The 14,700-nt window shown below is 45.2% G+C and carries 14 protein-coding genes; 9 read left to right on the forward strand and 5 right to left on the reverse strand.

Annotated features, from left to right (window positions below):
• Positions 1–11 precede the first annotated feature (11 nt).
• The 4 genes from ACH6C1_RS03645 to ACH6C1_RS03660 all read left to right on the forward strand — a co-directional run bounded on the left by ACH6C1_RS03645 (position 12) and on the right by ACH6C1_RS03660 (position 5,419).
• Positions 12–1,274 carry an efflux RND transporter periplasmic adaptor subunit gene (locus tag ACH6C1_RS03645; protein WP_374074698.1) on the forward strand — a complete coding sequence of 421 codons (1,263 nt, stop codon included), beginning with the start codon at positions 12–14 and terminating at the stop codon, positions 1,272–1,274.
• A gap of 96 nt (positions 1,275–1,370) precedes the next feature.
• Positions 1,371–2,459 (forward strand): glycosyltransferase family 4 protein, encoded by a 1,089-nt coding sequence (locus ACH6C1_RS03650; protein ID WP_374074700.1) that lies wholly within the window; start codon positions 1,371–1,373, stop codon positions 2,457–2,459.
• 180 nt (positions 2,460–2,639) lie between these two features.
• Complete coding sequence (locus ACH6C1_RS03655) at positions 2,640–5,027, forward strand: cell wall-binding repeat-containing protein (RefSeq protein WP_374074702.1); 2,388 nt, start codon at positions 2,640–2,642, stop codon at positions 5,025–5,027.
• A 113-nt stretch (positions 5,028–5,140) separates the two neighbouring features.
• Entirely contained in the window at positions 5,141–5,419 is a 279-nt protein-coding gene (locus tag ACH6C1_RS03660; protein WP_095220905.1) for an AbrB/MazE/SpoVT family DNA-binding domain-containing protein, read from the forward strand.
• Between the two features lie 44 nt (positions 5,420–5,463).
• Here ACH6C1_RS03660 and ACH6C1_RS03665 read toward each other — a convergent pair whose 3' ends face one another.
• On the reverse strand, positions 5,464–6,234 hold the full coding sequence (locus ACH6C1_RS03665; RefSeq protein WP_374074705.1) for an SDR family NAD(P)-dependent oxidoreductase: 771 nt from the start codon (positions 6,232–6,234) through the stop codon (positions 5,464–5,466).
• Between the two features lie 189 nt (positions 6,235–6,423).
• Here ACH6C1_RS03665 and ACH6C1_RS03670 point away from each other — a divergent pair, with 189 nt between their 5' ends.
• Positions 6,424–7,038 carry a TetR/AcrR family transcriptional regulator gene (locus ACH6C1_RS03670; protein ID WP_374074707.1) on the forward strand — a complete coding sequence of 205 codons (615 nt, stop codon included), beginning with the start codon at positions 6,424–6,426 and terminating at the stop codon, positions 7,036–7,038.
• A gap of 15 nt (positions 7,039–7,053) precedes the next feature.
• Here the strand turns inward: ACH6C1_RS03670 and ACH6C1_RS03675 are convergent, their stop codons facing one another.
• Genes ACH6C1_RS03675 through ACH6C1_RS03690 form a run of 4 tightly spaced genes read right to left on the reverse strand, consistent with a single transcriptional unit; the run spans position 7,054 to position 10,399 of the window.
• Positions 7,054–7,374, reverse strand: a complete 321-nt coding sequence (locus ACH6C1_RS03675) for an EamA family transporter (RefSeq protein ID WP_286160656.1) — start codon at positions 7,372–7,374, stop codon at positions 7,054–7,056.
• Positions 7,361–7,717, reverse strand: coding sequence for a DMT family transporter (locus ACH6C1_RS03680; RefSeq protein WP_095220901.1), 357 nt, complete (start codon positions 7,715–7,717; stop codon positions 7,361–7,363). The genes ACH6C1_RS03675 and ACH6C1_RS03680 overlap by 14 nt, the downstream gene beginning before the upstream one ends.
• Complete coding sequence (locus tag ACH6C1_RS03685) at positions 7,683–9,431, reverse strand: DUF6020 family protein (protein ID WP_374074709.1); 1,749 nt, start codon at positions 9,429–9,431, stop codon at positions 7,683–7,685. Before ACH6C1_RS03685 ends, ACH6C1_RS03680 begins: the two co-directional genes overlap by 35 nt.
• Positions 9,431–10,399, reverse strand: coding sequence for a glycosyltransferase family 2 protein (locus ACH6C1_RS03690; RefSeq protein ID WP_374074711.1), 969 nt, complete (start codon positions 10,397–10,399; stop codon positions 9,431–9,433). The genes ACH6C1_RS03685 and ACH6C1_RS03690 overlap by 1 nt, the downstream gene beginning before the upstream one ends.
• A 291-nt stretch (positions 10,400–10,690) precedes the next feature.
• Here ACH6C1_RS03690 and murJ point away from each other — a divergent pair, with 291 nt between their 5' ends.
• The 4 genes from murJ to pssE are packed head-to-tail and all read left to right on the forward strand — an operon-like array spanning position 10,691 to position 14,605.
• Entirely contained in the window at positions 10,691–12,202 is a 1,512-nt protein-coding gene (gene murJ / locus ACH6C1_RS03695; RefSeq protein ID WP_374074714.1) for a murein biosynthesis integral membrane protein MurJ, read from the forward strand.
• Between the two features lie 33 nt (positions 12,203–12,235).
• Entirely contained in the window at positions 12,236–13,618 is a 1,383-nt protein-coding gene (locus ACH6C1_RS03700) for an O-antigen ligase family protein (protein WP_374074716.1), read from the forward strand.
• Between the two features lie 34 nt (positions 13,619–13,652).
• Complete coding sequence (pssD, locus tag ACH6C1_RS03705; protein WP_095220896.1) at positions 13,653–14,129, forward strand: PssD/Cps14F family polysaccharide biosynthesis glycosyltransferase; 477 nt, start codon at positions 13,653–13,655, stop codon at positions 14,127–14,129.
• Positions 14,126–14,605, forward strand: coding sequence for a PssE/Cps14G family polysaccharide biosynthesis glycosyltransferase (gene pssE, locus ACH6C1_RS03710; protein WP_374074718.1), 480 nt, complete (start codon positions 14,126–14,128; stop codon positions 14,603–14,605). Before pssD ends, pssE begins: the two co-directional genes overlap by 4 nt.
• Positions 14,606–14,700 lie beyond the last annotated feature (95 nt).

Genomic DNA, 14,700 nt, shown 5'->3' on the forward strand with positions numbered 1-14,700 from the left:
GGGCCTGAAGGATGAAGAAAAAGCTATTAGCATTAGGACTCGTCCTTGTACTGGTCAACATCGCCATCCTATTCATGGATGATGAAGGCCGGGTAGGCAGGACGAATTTTATACATAAGTGGGAGCAGGTAACAGCGCAGGATGTAAAAGAGACGTTATCTGTTCCCGGTGAACTAACTTCTGCAAATGAAGTGCCAGTCTACTTGGATTCCGAGTCAGGATCTGTCTCAGAAATGCTTGTAGAGCCTGGCGATGCAGTAGAAGAGGGAGCTGACCTTTTCACCTACAAAGTAGCAGATTATGCGAAAACGTACCGTGAATTGACAGCCAGCATTACTTCGCTGGATGAACAGGCGGCAGCCGTGGAGCAAGCAATTTCAGAAGCAGGCGAATCTGATATGGCTGATACAGCATATTCAGAAGATGTGAGCGTTCCAGAAACGATGGACGAACCTGAGAACGAGGAAAATACAGATCAAGCTACTGAAGCGCTGCAGCAGGCAACAGAAGAGCTGCAGCAGGCAACAGAAGAGCAGACTGCCCAGCTGCAGGAGCAATACCGCATCAGTTTGGAAAAAGAGCTTGCCGAGAAAAATGCAGAACTTGCAGCAGCGGAAGAACAGCTGGCTGGTTTGGAGGAGACAGGGGAATATGTGACTGTCACGAGTCCAGCGGCAGGCACTGTGGAAGCTATCAATGAACCTGGGAATAAACCTATTATTACGATAAAGAGCAGAGAACTCGTCATTACTGGAGAACTGGCCGAATCGGAGCGGAAACAGGTGCAGAATGCCATGACGATCGAAGCGAAGCTTAAAGATGGTCCCGCTTTGGAAGGGGAAATCACGGAGTTGGCTGAACAGCCCGTTTCTGATGCCGGAAAAGAAAGCACGTATAAATTCGAAGCATCTTACTTGGCAGAAGATGACCAAGCCGATAAGCTTTTAGCTGGCTATCATGTGGATACCGATATTTTACTTGCTTATGCCAGTCAAGCCCCTACCGTTAAACCGGCACAGGTGGAAGACGATCAAGTTTGGAGAATGGCAAACGGTCAGTTATTCACAACCAAGGTGGATATCGGAGCACAAAATGATAACCAGGCAGCTATCACATCTGGTCTCGAAACAGGAGCATTCCTTCCTGCAAATCAAGGTGATTATTACCAAAATGAACCTTTCGTTACGCCATGGAAACCGCAGCAAATGGATTGGTCCACCTGGAGAGATTCCTTTACAAGCTATGAATTCCTGATCGGTCTGCTTGATCATTGATTGTAAATTGTTTCTAAAGAAGTAGACAATCCTACTGCAAGCATTGTCAAATAAGCGTACAATTTGTTTACAATTAAGTACGTAAGGGGCATTCTTATGAAAGTTCATTTGATCGCAAATATGTATCCAAGCAAGCAGCATCCCAATTATGGGGTGTTTGTCGAAAATACAGAAAAGATCCTTGCACAGTCGGGAGTAGCATTCGACCGTACTGTCGTCACAAAGCAATCAAGTTCCTTAGGTAAGCTGATTGCTTATGCCAGTCATTTTATCAAAGTGATCGTAAAATCGCTTTTCCGGAAATATGATGTTACCTATGTGCATTATGCAACACATAATTCAATTCCGGTGCTGATTGCCAAGAAATTGAACAAGAATATGGTTGTCTACACAAATGTGCATGGCAGTGATGTAGTGCCAGAGTTTCAGAAACGGCAGAAATACCAGCCTTACGTGAAGCGTTTATTAGAAGTATCAGATACTGTCATTACACCGAGTGATTATTATAAGCAGCTTGTGCAGCAGAAATATGGTTTGACGAATCGGATCGAAATTTTTCCATCCGGAGGCATTAACAAGGATACCTTCTATGAGAAAGATACCCAGCTTGCTTGCCAGGAGCTGGAGATCAATCCGGCATATAGCTATATCGGATTTGTTGGCAGGATTGATAGAGGAAAAGGCTGGGATGTCTATCTGAAGGCTGCCAAGCTCCTGAAGGAACAAGGCAAACTGGAAAAACACAAGCTATTGTTCATCGGTGATGGACTGGAAAAAGAAAGCTTTGATAATATGGTGGATAGTTATGGATTACGGGAAAATCTTGTGCATTTCCCGCTTCTGTCCCAGCAAAAGCTGAACAGTGTATACAATAGTATGACAGTGTTCTGTTTTCCGACAATGCGAGAAGGAGAAAGCCTTGGTCTTGTAGGTCTGGAAGCGATGGCTTGCGGAACACCTGTAATCGGCAGCCGGATGGCAGGACTGTTAGACTATATGCAGCATGGCAGGAATGGCTTTCTTTTTGAACCAGGATCTGCTGAGGAGCTGGCTGGCTGCATCACTGCTTATATGGAACTGCCAGAGGCAGCGAAGCAAACGATTCAAGAATCGGCAAAACAGACAGCAGCAGCTTATGAAGTGGAAGCAATTAAGCCGCGATTAACGAGAATATTTTCTGTATAAAGTCCAACTGCGGTTGGGCTTTTATTGTTAAGAAATTGTAAATTCGAGTTTTGAAATGTAAAGATTGTTCCGATAGTCTAGTAAAATCCACCTACTCTTTTTATAGTTTAAAAGACGCCGTACAAAATTCGACATGAGTATTTTGTATTGCGAATTTTAGTAAAAGAAAGAGGGTAACAGGTGGAAAGAAGCAGAGTGACGTATATCACTGTCTTTATTGCCGGTCTATTTCTCACATGTTTAGCATTATTCCAGCCGGCTGCTGTTCAGGCAGAATCAGCCAGCCATACGTTTTCGAGTGGCGCTGCATCAGTTAGCTTATCGGATGGAAAATCAGTCGAAGTAACGAATGATATCAACGGTACGATTCGGATCACCGGAGATGCCGGGACACTTTATGAATCCACGATTCCAGATTCGGATATAGCTTCCGTACAGGAAGCGACAATGGCCGAGAATTCTTATTTGATTGTCGAGTATCGTACACACGGTACAGCCCAAGCTTTGCAATTCGACATTTTGAAGCTGACGAATGAGGGCTTGGAACGTATTTATCAATCTGATTTGTATGAAGGAGCGCGACTAGCTGTTGATCAGGAAGGTTCGCAGGTCAGAGTCAGCTACCCGAAAATTGAACAAAATGTTCCACTAGCAGAGCCAAAAGAAGTATATGTGGAAGCATTCACAGTGGCACCGCAGCAAGTAACAGAAGAGGGTAAGCAAACAGAATCAGCCACAAATGGAACTCAGGCACGTAAGTTCAGTGCCAGTGCAGCCGGGCATACAAACCCAAGTGCTGAAACAATCAGCCGCAAACTGACTGCAGCAGCAGTCAAATACGATGTGCCGCCGGAAATCGTTAAATCGATCGCTTTCCGTGAAAGTGGCTGGAGACAGTATACGAGTGGCAGCATATCCTCTTGCGGTATATCCGATGGCTCAAATGTGTTAATTGGCTATGATTGCATTGGTATCGGAATAATGCAGGTTTCCGATTACAATCGCAATGATACACAGGAAATCCAAAAGCTGATGCACGATATCGATTATAATATCGATCGCGGTATGCAGATTCTTAAAGACAAATGGAATGAAACGAATAAAAAAGCTGAATCCACTTTGGCATATAATCTGATTCCAAAGGTCAACGATGGTAATCCTGATAAATTAGAAAACTGGTACTTTGCTATTCTGGCATACAATGGACGGTTAGAGCGGAATGATCCAATAGCAAATCCGCAAACTGCTTACCAGGAGCTTGTGTATAAGGAAATGGAGAATCAGTCGTTGATTACCACGACGCCTTTCCCGACTCACCTTTTGACACCTGGCAGAATTAGCGGAAAACTTGGTTCATACTTCTCATTCCAGACAAACCAAGTATCCACGCCTGGACCATTGCATGAAAGCACACAGAATTATGGAAATGGCAGCACAGTATATGTTACAGCTGACCAGCTCACGCTGCGCAATAGTCCGAATGGTTCTTCCATCGGCTCCTTGCCAAGAGGGGAAAAGCTGACAATCACTGGCGGTTACACTGCAAATAATTCCAATGTAAATCACTATGTCTGGTATCCAGTGCGTACTAGCAGCGGCAAAACAGGTTATGTAGCCAGCGGTTATTTGAGCAAGGCGCCTATGGTCGTGCACAATTTGGAAGGTTCACGCCGTAATGCCACGAGTGCGAGCATTTCCAACTACGGCTGGCATCTGGAATCTCCTGAAGCAGTCGTACTTGGAAGAAGCGATCTCCCAATCGATGCTTTCACAGGAAGCGTCCTGGCAGCCCAAACGGATTCTCCGCTTCTGTTAACGGATCAGAATAAGCTGGAGCAGGTGACAATTACGGAGATTGATAGACTGAATCCGTCTACCATCTATATAGTAGGTGCAGAGCCAGCTATTTCGAAAAATGTCGAGAACGATTTGCGTAAAAGGTTTCCTAATAGCACAATCGAAAGAGTAGCCGGCACTACTCGTTATGCGACAGCAGTAAAAGTAGCAGAGAAAGTGGCAGCTGTTTCAAGTAAGCCATCAGAGGTCTTCCTTGCAGTCGGAGATGAGAAATCGCCGGATGCGCTCACTATCGGACCTCATGCAGGAAAAGAAGGCATCCCTATCTTGCTGACAAGAACGGGAGAGCTGCATGAAGAAGTAAAGAATTATATCAAGCGCAATAGTATTAAAAAAGTGACAATTATCGGCAGTGAGACAGTCGTGTCTAAACGTGTAGCGGATGCAGTCAAGCAGCTTGGTGCTTCTGTGGAGCGTGTATACGGTCCTGATCGCTATTCGACGAATGCTGCTGTTATCACTAAGTATTATGGAAACAATCCGGATCAAGTATTCTTTGCTAACGGTCAAACGACGGTAGACAGTCTGTCTGGTGCACCGCTTGCAGCTAAATATGATGCACCTATCGTTCTGACGAGACCGGATGCTGTTACGAAGCCGACACGAGCTTTTCTAAATAAGGTTACCGATCAGCCTGAGATTTTCTATCTCGGCTCAGATGCTGCTATCGCAGATCGGACACGACAGGAACTCGAAGGAATCCTTCAGTAACTAAAAGAAGCACAAACAGAATCAGTGTTTGTGCTTCTTTTTACGACAATAATATTTTCAATAATTAGAAATATATAGTATAGTGTTAACATCACAGTAAAGGAGGCGTTTTCATGAAGAGTACCGGGATTACGAGACGGGTCGATCATCTTGGGCGTGTCGTCGTGCCGAAAGAAATTAGAAGAGAGTTCGGCATAGAAGAAAAAGATCCTGTGGAAATTTTTGTTGAAGGTGACAAGATCATCTTCCGAAAGTATCAGCCTGGTTTTACTTGTGCTATAACGGGAGAAATCACGCCGGAAAACAAGCAGTATGCAGACAACTTGTATTTAAGTCCGGAAGGTGCCCGCATCCTCTTTGATAAACTGAAAGAAGAATTTGATTCCAACTAAAAAAGACGCAGCAGACAGGTACCTGTCCGCTCGTCTTTCTTTTTTTATACTGATGTTGTTCCTTGTCCGCCATCAACACGGTAATAAGAGCCGGTGATGAAGCTGGAGCGATCAGAAGCGAGGAAGAGCATCAGTCCAGTCACCTCTTCGACTTCTCCATACCGATTCATAGGTGAACTCGCTTCAAAGCCTCGGCGGGCTGTGTTCTCATTCCCTTTAGCTGCCTTCGTTTCGATAGCTTCCATCCATTCTGTGTCCAAAGCTGACGGGCAAATTGCGTTCACTCGGATACCGTAATCTGCGACTTCCAAAGCCGCTGTCTTATTGAGGCCGAGCATAGCGTGCTTGGAGGCTACGTACGTGCTCATACCCGGTCCGCCCAGTAAGCTGCCGCTGCATGCAGTATTGACGACTACGCCGCTTTTTTGCTCAATCATGACACGCAAAACATGTTTTAAGCCGAGGAAGGCACCGACCACGTTCACCTGAAGTACTTCCTCCAGGCTCGCTGCCGTTTGTTCAGTAATCGGGACAAAGTCACCGCTCAATCCTGCCTGATTAATGAACACATCAATTCTTCCGAATCGCTGCACTGTCTTTTCCACGGATTGTTCTACATCTGCTTCTTTCGTGACGTCTGCAGGAAGCAGGATCTTTTCTGTTTCAATAGCTGCCGCAGCCCTGTCTAATGCCTTTTTTGAAAGATCGATCAACGCAAGCTTGGCGCCTGCTTCTGCAAAAGCTTTGGCTGCGGCTGACCCGATTCCGCCGGCAGCGCCAGTGATCAAAACGACCTTTCCTTGGAATTCCTTCACTGTGCGAGCCTCCTTGGTATATATAGAAGATAATACTGAAGATTTTGAGATGGTTATGCCATAGTAATCTTAGCGCATTGACAACTAGGTAACAATGCTCAATAATTTAGGTAATGTAACCTAATCAACAAAAATATTTTAGAGATAGAAGATAAATAGATTTAATATACAAAAAAGGCGGTTTTGTTGATGAAATTGAAAACGGACCGACGTAGTAAAAGAAGTGTGAAGGCGCTTAAACAGGCATATATCGATTTGATTCTGGAGGAAGAAGAAAAGAGGATCAGCATCCAGCAAATAGCCGATCAAGCCGATTATAACCGTGGCACCTTCTATAAGCATTTTGCTGATAAAGAGAGTCTGAAGGAAAGTATCCTTGCTGATTTCCTGGATGGTATTGCTATCGCTTTGTTAGAACCTTATAAGGAAGCTGCTTTTGTCGATTTACAGGAACAGGCTCCTTCCACGATGCGTATATTCACACATATTTACGAAGAAAGGCGTGTCTTGCAGGCTCTGCGAATTCTTTATCCTGATATAGCTGACAAGATGCTGCGAGTATTCGTCGACTGCTTATCAGGCGATTTTTATATGGAAACAGAAACTCCAAGGATTCCAGTGGATTATGATCTGATGATCCATTTTCAAATGGCAGCTACTGTCGGCTTTATCATGCGCTGGGCAGACTCGAACTTCAAATTTTCAACCTTGCATCTATCGGAACAATTTACTGAATTGGTACGTGTACGCCCCTACAGACTAGTCAATGCAACTATACAAAAAGAAAACGACTCCCGCGATTAAAGCGGGAGTCGTTTTTTATAGGACAAGACAGGCAGCGCCGGCGACAAGCAGTCCGACACCGATTATTTGCCGTAAGCGAATATGTTCCTTTAAGAAGTAATACGACAGCAATAATGTCCACACATACGTAATGGCCGTCAGGGGGAAGACGACGGAATAAGGAAGCAATGTGAGCACATAGATGTTGATCAAAGCAGCAGAGCCATAACAAGTGAGTCCGATCAGAAGTGTACGAGACGTATGTGTTGATGGATCACTGGCCCGCTTGAAGAAGAATCCGCCGCCCGCACCGAGCATCGTACAGGTAACTAATAAGATCCAGCTAATTCTCCCCACCCCCAATCAAAATCGCCCCAACGATAATCAGCGCCGTTCCGATGATATGCATGGCAGAGATATGCTCATCCAAAAAGATGGAGCCCATCACTAATGCGAACACATAACCAAGGCTCAGCATCGGGTGCAGCACACTAAGCTTACCGAAACGGAATGCAATCATCATGGTGACTGCTCCGGCTCCATAACAGGCACAGCCGATCAGGAGGGGAATATTGATTTCCCCGTCCGCGATCTTCCACAACAACTGACCGACGCTTGTAAAGACAGCTGACAATAAGATTAAAGCTATACCGAGCTTTTGCTTGTTATGACTGTTTTGTTGAGGTCGCGCGTTCTCCATGGCTTGGCTCCTTTCCTTTCTTGTACAAACATGCAAAGAGAAGGAAGAAGATACTTACCATGCTGTTGCTTACTTGATAGCGATAATCCTGAGCCGGCAGTCCAACAAAGATTGTTGCCGTATTCAAAAGCACTGGCAAAATCGGCAGCCAAGCAATTGCTCCAAGTTTCCGGGAAGCGATCAAGCTGAACAAGATGATGAGAATACTGAAAACAGCCGGACGCCAGAAGAGTTCTTCTGTATGGTAGCGGGATGTTTCCAGACCATATTCCACTACATCATATAGAGTTTGGCTCACCGGTCTCGTTTCCAATCCCATCTCGTTTGGATCCACGTCAATCGTGTACGGATTTGTATAACCGTCCACTGGTTTATTTATCTGCCATACGAGTGAAGTCTGCTTCAGATATGCCTCGATGACGGTAGCTGGGTTCTGTTTGACAATATCGAACCAGACGGATAAGTACTTGCCCATATCGGCCACAATGACATCGTCCTTGAAATTATCGTGGAACTTGATACGATCTGTCAGATATGGATTGTACGCATCCCAGTCCTCAATCGGCAATATCGTATCTAAGTAATTGAGCTGTTCTTCCGTCAGTTCTCCTTCCTGGGATACGACTGCGGCAATCTGCTGCGTCGGTATACTCATGGATTCATTCGGGTTGGCAGATTGGATGTCGTAAGCAGTAAATACTGGTCCCGTTACGACAATATAAAGAGCGGAAACGAGCACGAGCGGTGTCAGCAGCTGCTTCCAGTTTCTCCGATAAGCAAGGAGCATGCCTATCGCCGTTAAAATGGCAATTGGCAATCCATTATTACGGAAGAATGCAATGCCGAGGAGAACTACTGTAAATGTCGCGATGCCACTCCAAGTCCGCAGATTTTTCCCTTCCTGCAGCACTGTTTTCATAACAAAGAGTGTCAGGAAAACGATGAAAGTACTATAAACGACATCCTTCCAAAGGATAGTGGAGAAAATGCCGTTTACCGGCAGTACTGCCCATAGGAGGGCTGCAATCCAAGCGATCGTTTTTCCGAGTCCATATTGGCGGAAGGAATAGATTCCATAGGAATACACAAACGACATGAGCAAAATTTGGAATAACACGATGATGGCCGGAGAATCCCAAATCTGCGTCAGGACAAGAATTACCATTGTGTAAGCGAATGGATGCCAGTTATTGAACTCCATATTTTCTACTTGCCGCCAATGATTCAACGAATCAGGGCTCATATTACCTGGGAAGAAAGCGAGCAAGTAGACCATCCAAACAAGAATCATCGGCAGCATATACCAAAGGATTTGCCACCTGCTTACCGCCGTCCTCTGCCACATATAACCTCCGCGCATCAGGATAAAAGCAATGAAGGAAAAGAAGCAGAAAATTGTAGCGAGTGAAATGACATCTACAATCACCGTCTCATACCAAGGGCGATTGATGAAGAGCGGCCAGTCGATCAAGCTGATCAGCGTATAAACTGACAGCAAAGCAATGCCTATCATTATATAACGTTTCTCCAGAACAGCCCGGAGAATTTGTTTACTAAAGATAAGGAAAGCATAAAAGAAACAGATACTGATAACAGCAAGGACAGCATATTTCAAAAGTGACGTGTCCTGCCTTTCCTGCATAACAGCCAATACAGAAATAGTGGCTGCAAGACCTGCAGCCACACTGATCAAAAGATTTCGAACAAGCGTCATTACATGGAGCCCCCAGTTCTGGTCATACCTTGGACAGGTTTCGGTTTGCTTTCTGCCTGAATCCGGTTCAATTCCAATTCGTATTGCTTACGCTGATTGGAAGCAACAGTATCCAAAATTGCGCCGCAAGCGAAGCTCAGCACCGATAGGACAACCAATCCGACAGCGAGAATGGCTGAAGGAACCCGGGTGATGAAATCGGTAGCGAAGTATTCAGCAATAACCGGAATGCCAACAGCTAGCCCGAGAATGAGAAACAGCAGGGACCATGCTGTGAAAAAGAGCATCGGTTTGTATTCCTTGAACAGGGTGAAAATCTTATAGAGCACTTTGCGGCCATCAGCCAGTGTGTTCAATTTTGAATAGCTTCCTTCCGGACGGTCCCGATAAGCGATAGGTACTTCGACGATTGCAAGTCGCTTATCGAGTGCATGGATTGACATCTCGGTCTCGATCTCGAAGCCGGGACTCATGATGGGCATTGTCTTGACAAAAAGACGGTCAAAGGCACGGTAGCCTGTCATGATATCGCTAAGCTTCTTTTTATATAGGAAGTTGATGCAGCTTTTTACCATTGTGTTACCAAGGTTATGGAATTTGCGTTTATTCTCTTTTACATATGTGCCATTCGACAGACGGTCCCCGATAACCATATTGGCTCGGCCTTCCTGGATCGGTGCAATCAGATCATGGACGAATTCAGCAGGATATGTATTATCCCCGTCGACCATTACATAACAATCCGCTTCAATATTACGGAACATGGAACGGACAACATGTCCCTTGCCCTGCTGATATTCATGACGGACGATTGCGCCATGCCTCCGGGCAACCTCGCTCGTCTTGTCTTTTGAGTTGTTGTCGAACACATAGATATCTGCATGTGGCAGCTGGTTACGGAAAGCATCGATAACATCACCGATTGTTTGTTCTTCGTTGTAGCATGGAATCAATACAGCTATTTTCACTACGTACACTCCATTCCTTTTCTAGGATATGTCGAACCAAGTCTAGCAAAGGATTATTGTGCAACTGTTAACCAATGGTGAAGTAATTGTAAATAGTATGAATATGCGAATATTTTGTAAAGTTATGCCCCAGCCCAGTTACTGGAAGGGGTGAAGGCGTGCTGCAGGCTATGCGGTACGTTAAGTTACTGTAAATTGCCTTGAAACAGCTTTCTGTTCAGTCTTATAATTTAGCCAGCAATACGCATCCCATAAGCTATATCTGCATGGGCAATAGAGAGAGGTCCTATCATGAAGTCGAAACTTCGCATCGCCAGTCTGCTGCTGCTGTTCATGACCCTCGTTCTGAAGGTGTCAGGGTTGATCCGGGATATGCTCATAACTAATTATTTTGGAGCCAGCGGCGAATCGGACGCCTACTACGCGGCATTCGCACTGCCGAATATGTTCATCTTGTTCCTGACAACAGGTATGAAGAGTGCATTCGTTCCAAGTTATATCAAATACAAAGAAAAGAGCAGAGGGCTTTCACATCTGCAGGACGTATGGAAAGGGACACTGCTGCTCAGTTTACTGATCTCGGTTGTTTTCATTTTTATCGCGCCGGTATATATCCGTCTTCTATATCCGAATCTGACAGGCGATACAGCGCAGATGGCAACGATCATGACGATCATATTCCTTTCCTCGTTACTATTCGTCGGTGTCAATGCGGTGCTCGAAGCCTACTTCGATGCCGAGAACAAATACTATTTATCGGTACTGGCACAAGCAATCGTGCTCTTAGGAACAATCGGAAGCGCCTTGCTCTTCGCGGATGAGATCGGGGCTTATGCTTTTGCATTTGGTAACTTGGCAGGCGTGATCCTGAGCTTGCTATTCAAGCTATTGCTCTTGCTCCCAAAACGGACGCTTACCTTAAAAGGCAAAATAAATTGGGAAGAAAACAAGCGTTTCTACCATATCTTCATTCCGGTAGCGCTCACGGCGATGATCGGTCAAATTACTTTGCTGATTGATACATCTTTTGCAAATATGCTTGGCAGCAGCTTTGTTACATATTTAAATATCGCAAAGAACTTAACACAATTCCCGCAGAATATTATCGGAGTGACAGTTGGTACAATCGTATTTCCACTGCTTGCTGCCGCATATGCAAAGCGGGACATGGAAAGCTTCAAGGAGAACATCACACGCGGCCTGCAGATTATGTATTTCGTCCTGCTGCCTGTTCTGACAGGAATGATGCTGCTGATGCCTGAGATAGTGACCCTGCTTTTTGTAAACGGAGAATTCACTGCACAGCATGCAGAAGAGACTAGCATCGCAGCATATTATTACTTCGGAACCATCTTGTTCTACAGTCTGGTCATTATCGTCAACAATGGTTTTTATACGATGGAAAAGGGACATTACATGATGCGGCTGGGGTTCTTATCCATCGGTTTGAAGCTCTTGCTCAACTACTTATTTACAGAAAGCTTCGGTTTCATCGGTATCCCGCTTTCTTCATCCGTGACAGGCTTGATCTATGCAGTTGCCTGCTTCCTTTTGTTCCGGAAGCTCACGGGTGGCATATCTGTAAGTGCAATGCTGGCAGATGTCGCCAAGACGACTGCCAGTGTACTCATCATGGGAATCGCTGTTCTCTTGATCAAAGGGACTTTAAGCGATGTACAGCCTATCCTGACGATCCTGATCTGTTCAGCAGCCGGTGTCATCGTATTTCAGATCTGCGTATTCCTGATGAAAATCAAATCATTTTATATCCTATTGGGAAGAGGCGGCTCCGCTGCTAAGTAATTGGCAAGAGTGGCAAGAAGGAGGACAATCATTTTGCAAGCTCTGACACAGAAACTCAAGGACAACTATCATATATTCGAAAAACTTTTCATTTTCTTCATTTTGGCTCAGCCGTTTCTCGATCTGCTGTCGTACTTCTCGATACCTATTTCCAATCCAGTGCGGCTGCTCGTCATTCCGATTGGAGCATTGTACATGCTTAGCTATCCGGATCGGCGCTGGAGCAGAAATACGTTCATTTACATGCTGGTGCTGGCTGTCTATTTTGCCATCAATTTCGGTGTCAATATGATATGGAAGGATCCCGTTTCAGCGGCAGGCGAATTGACGTTCATCCTGAAGACCTTCTTCTTTATCACAGCCTTACTCGTCTATGTAATGATTTTCCGCCATATAGGAGAAAATAGGGAATGGAAAGTGATTGTACCGAAATATCTATTTATCAACACAAGTGTCGTCAGTGTCGTTATGCTTCTTGCCGAATTAACTGGTACAGGGAAGCGGAGCTATGATTACTTAGCAAAGCAAGGCCATTCTGGCTGGTTCTTTTCCGGTAATGAAATCAGTGCCATTTTAGGTATGGGTTTCTGCGGGGCAATCATCTACTATCTCTTCATAAAGAAGGGACTTGTGGCGCAAATTATCTGTACAGCACTTATAGCAGTCATGATATGGGCGATGCTGACAATCGGAACGAAGGTCGCATTCGGAGCAGCCCTGCTTGTGTTAGGAATGGCGTTCCTGATACTTCTCATACAAGCAATCATCACACGAAGCAACTTCATCCAGTCTGGTGTCGTGTTAGTCCTGCTTGCAGTGACCGTCTTCATCTCTCCTGAGATGCCAATCGGCAATAACCTCGGGTTATCTGTAGACATGGCAAATGAAAAGGCGGCACAGCAGCAGGAACAAGCAGAAGCTCCGCCATTGCCGGAGGAAGCAGAAGGGGAGGTCCCGCCTCCTGGCAGCGTAAGACAGTGGAGTTCCTGGCAGCTCATGGCATTGAATGGCCGGGAAGAATTCTTTGGCACAGTACTTTATTACTTCGAACGGGCACCCGTCATCCAGAAAGTCTTTGGCATGGGAATTGGCGGAAACTACACCGGGGAAGAACCTAGGATCATTGAAATGGATATCCTGGATTGGTTCTTCGGCTTTGGATATCTTGGGACACTGATCCTCGTGCTGCCGCTTTTGTTTATCATCGGCAGAATCCTGGTATTCATCTTCAAGCAGCGATTCCGTACAGTAAGCACAACTGCTTTATTCAGCGGTGTTGGCGCTTGTATCGGTCTTGGAGCAGCATTTATAGCCGGACACATTTTATCGTCACCGGCATCCGGATTTTATCTGGCGTTGTTCCTCGGGTTCCTGTATGGGCTGGTCAAACAGAAGCCTGAGAAATTCTTTCAATAGCATCTCACCTTAACTGGAATGGAGCGAATCTGTGATGAAAACGAAAAAGAAAAAATTGCTTCTGATCTCATCCATTGGCGGACATTTAACGCAGCTTTTGCAGCTGGAGCCGCTTTTCAAGGAATATGACTACCATATCGTGACAGAGAAATCTGAAATCACGGAGCAGATGAAGGGCAAGCACCCGATGAGCTTCCTTGTATACGGCGCACGCAATTATCCTTTTCGCTATATATTCAAGTTCAGTTATAACATTATAAAATCGATCTTTTTATTCCTGAAGCATCGTCCGGATGTTGTCATCTCCACGGGAGCACATACATCCGTGCCGATGTGCTATATCGCCAAGCTGTTTGGGAAGCGTGTCATCTTCATCGAGAGCTTTGCAAAGTCCACTTCACCGACCATTTCAGGTAAGCTGATTTATCCTATAGCCGATTTATTCATCGTCCAATGGGAGACGATGAAACAGATTTATCCGAAAGCGGTCTATGGGGGGTCCATCTATTGATACTGGTCGTCTTAGGTACCCACGAGCTTCCTTTCACCCGACTGCTTGAAGAGGTGGAACGGCTGAAACGGGAAGGAATCATCAATGAGGAAGTTATCGTCCAAGCTGGACACACGAAGTTTGAAAGTGACTTATTGACAATAAAGCCATTCGTTAACTATGAAGTCATGGATCAGCTGATGGAGGATGCCCGGCTTGTGATCACGCATGCAGGTACCGGATCGGTTATCTCTGCCTTGAAAAAGGGTAAAAAGGTAATCGCGGCAGCCAGACTGAAAAAGTACGGCGAACATAATGATGATCATCAGCTGCAGCTGATGTCCATCTTCTTGGAACAGAAGCATATCCTTAGCTGGGGAGAAGGAGAAGATCTCGGTAAGGTAATACAGGAGACAGAGCACTTTGAACCAGAGCCATTTCAATCAGGGAAAGAGCGGATGTTCACGATTCTCAGCAACTTTATCAAAGAAGCTTGATAAATGTAAAAGAAATGTAAAGGCGCTTGACCCGGTTATGATGTAAAATTTACATTATGTGCAATTGTGTTTTGTCAATAGAAACATTATAATAG

It is taken from the genome of Terribacillus sp. JSM ZJ617, assembly GCF_044383785.1.
In the GTDB taxonomy this organism is placed as follows: Bacteria; Bacillota; Bacilli; order Bacillales; family Amphibacillaceae; genus Terribacillus.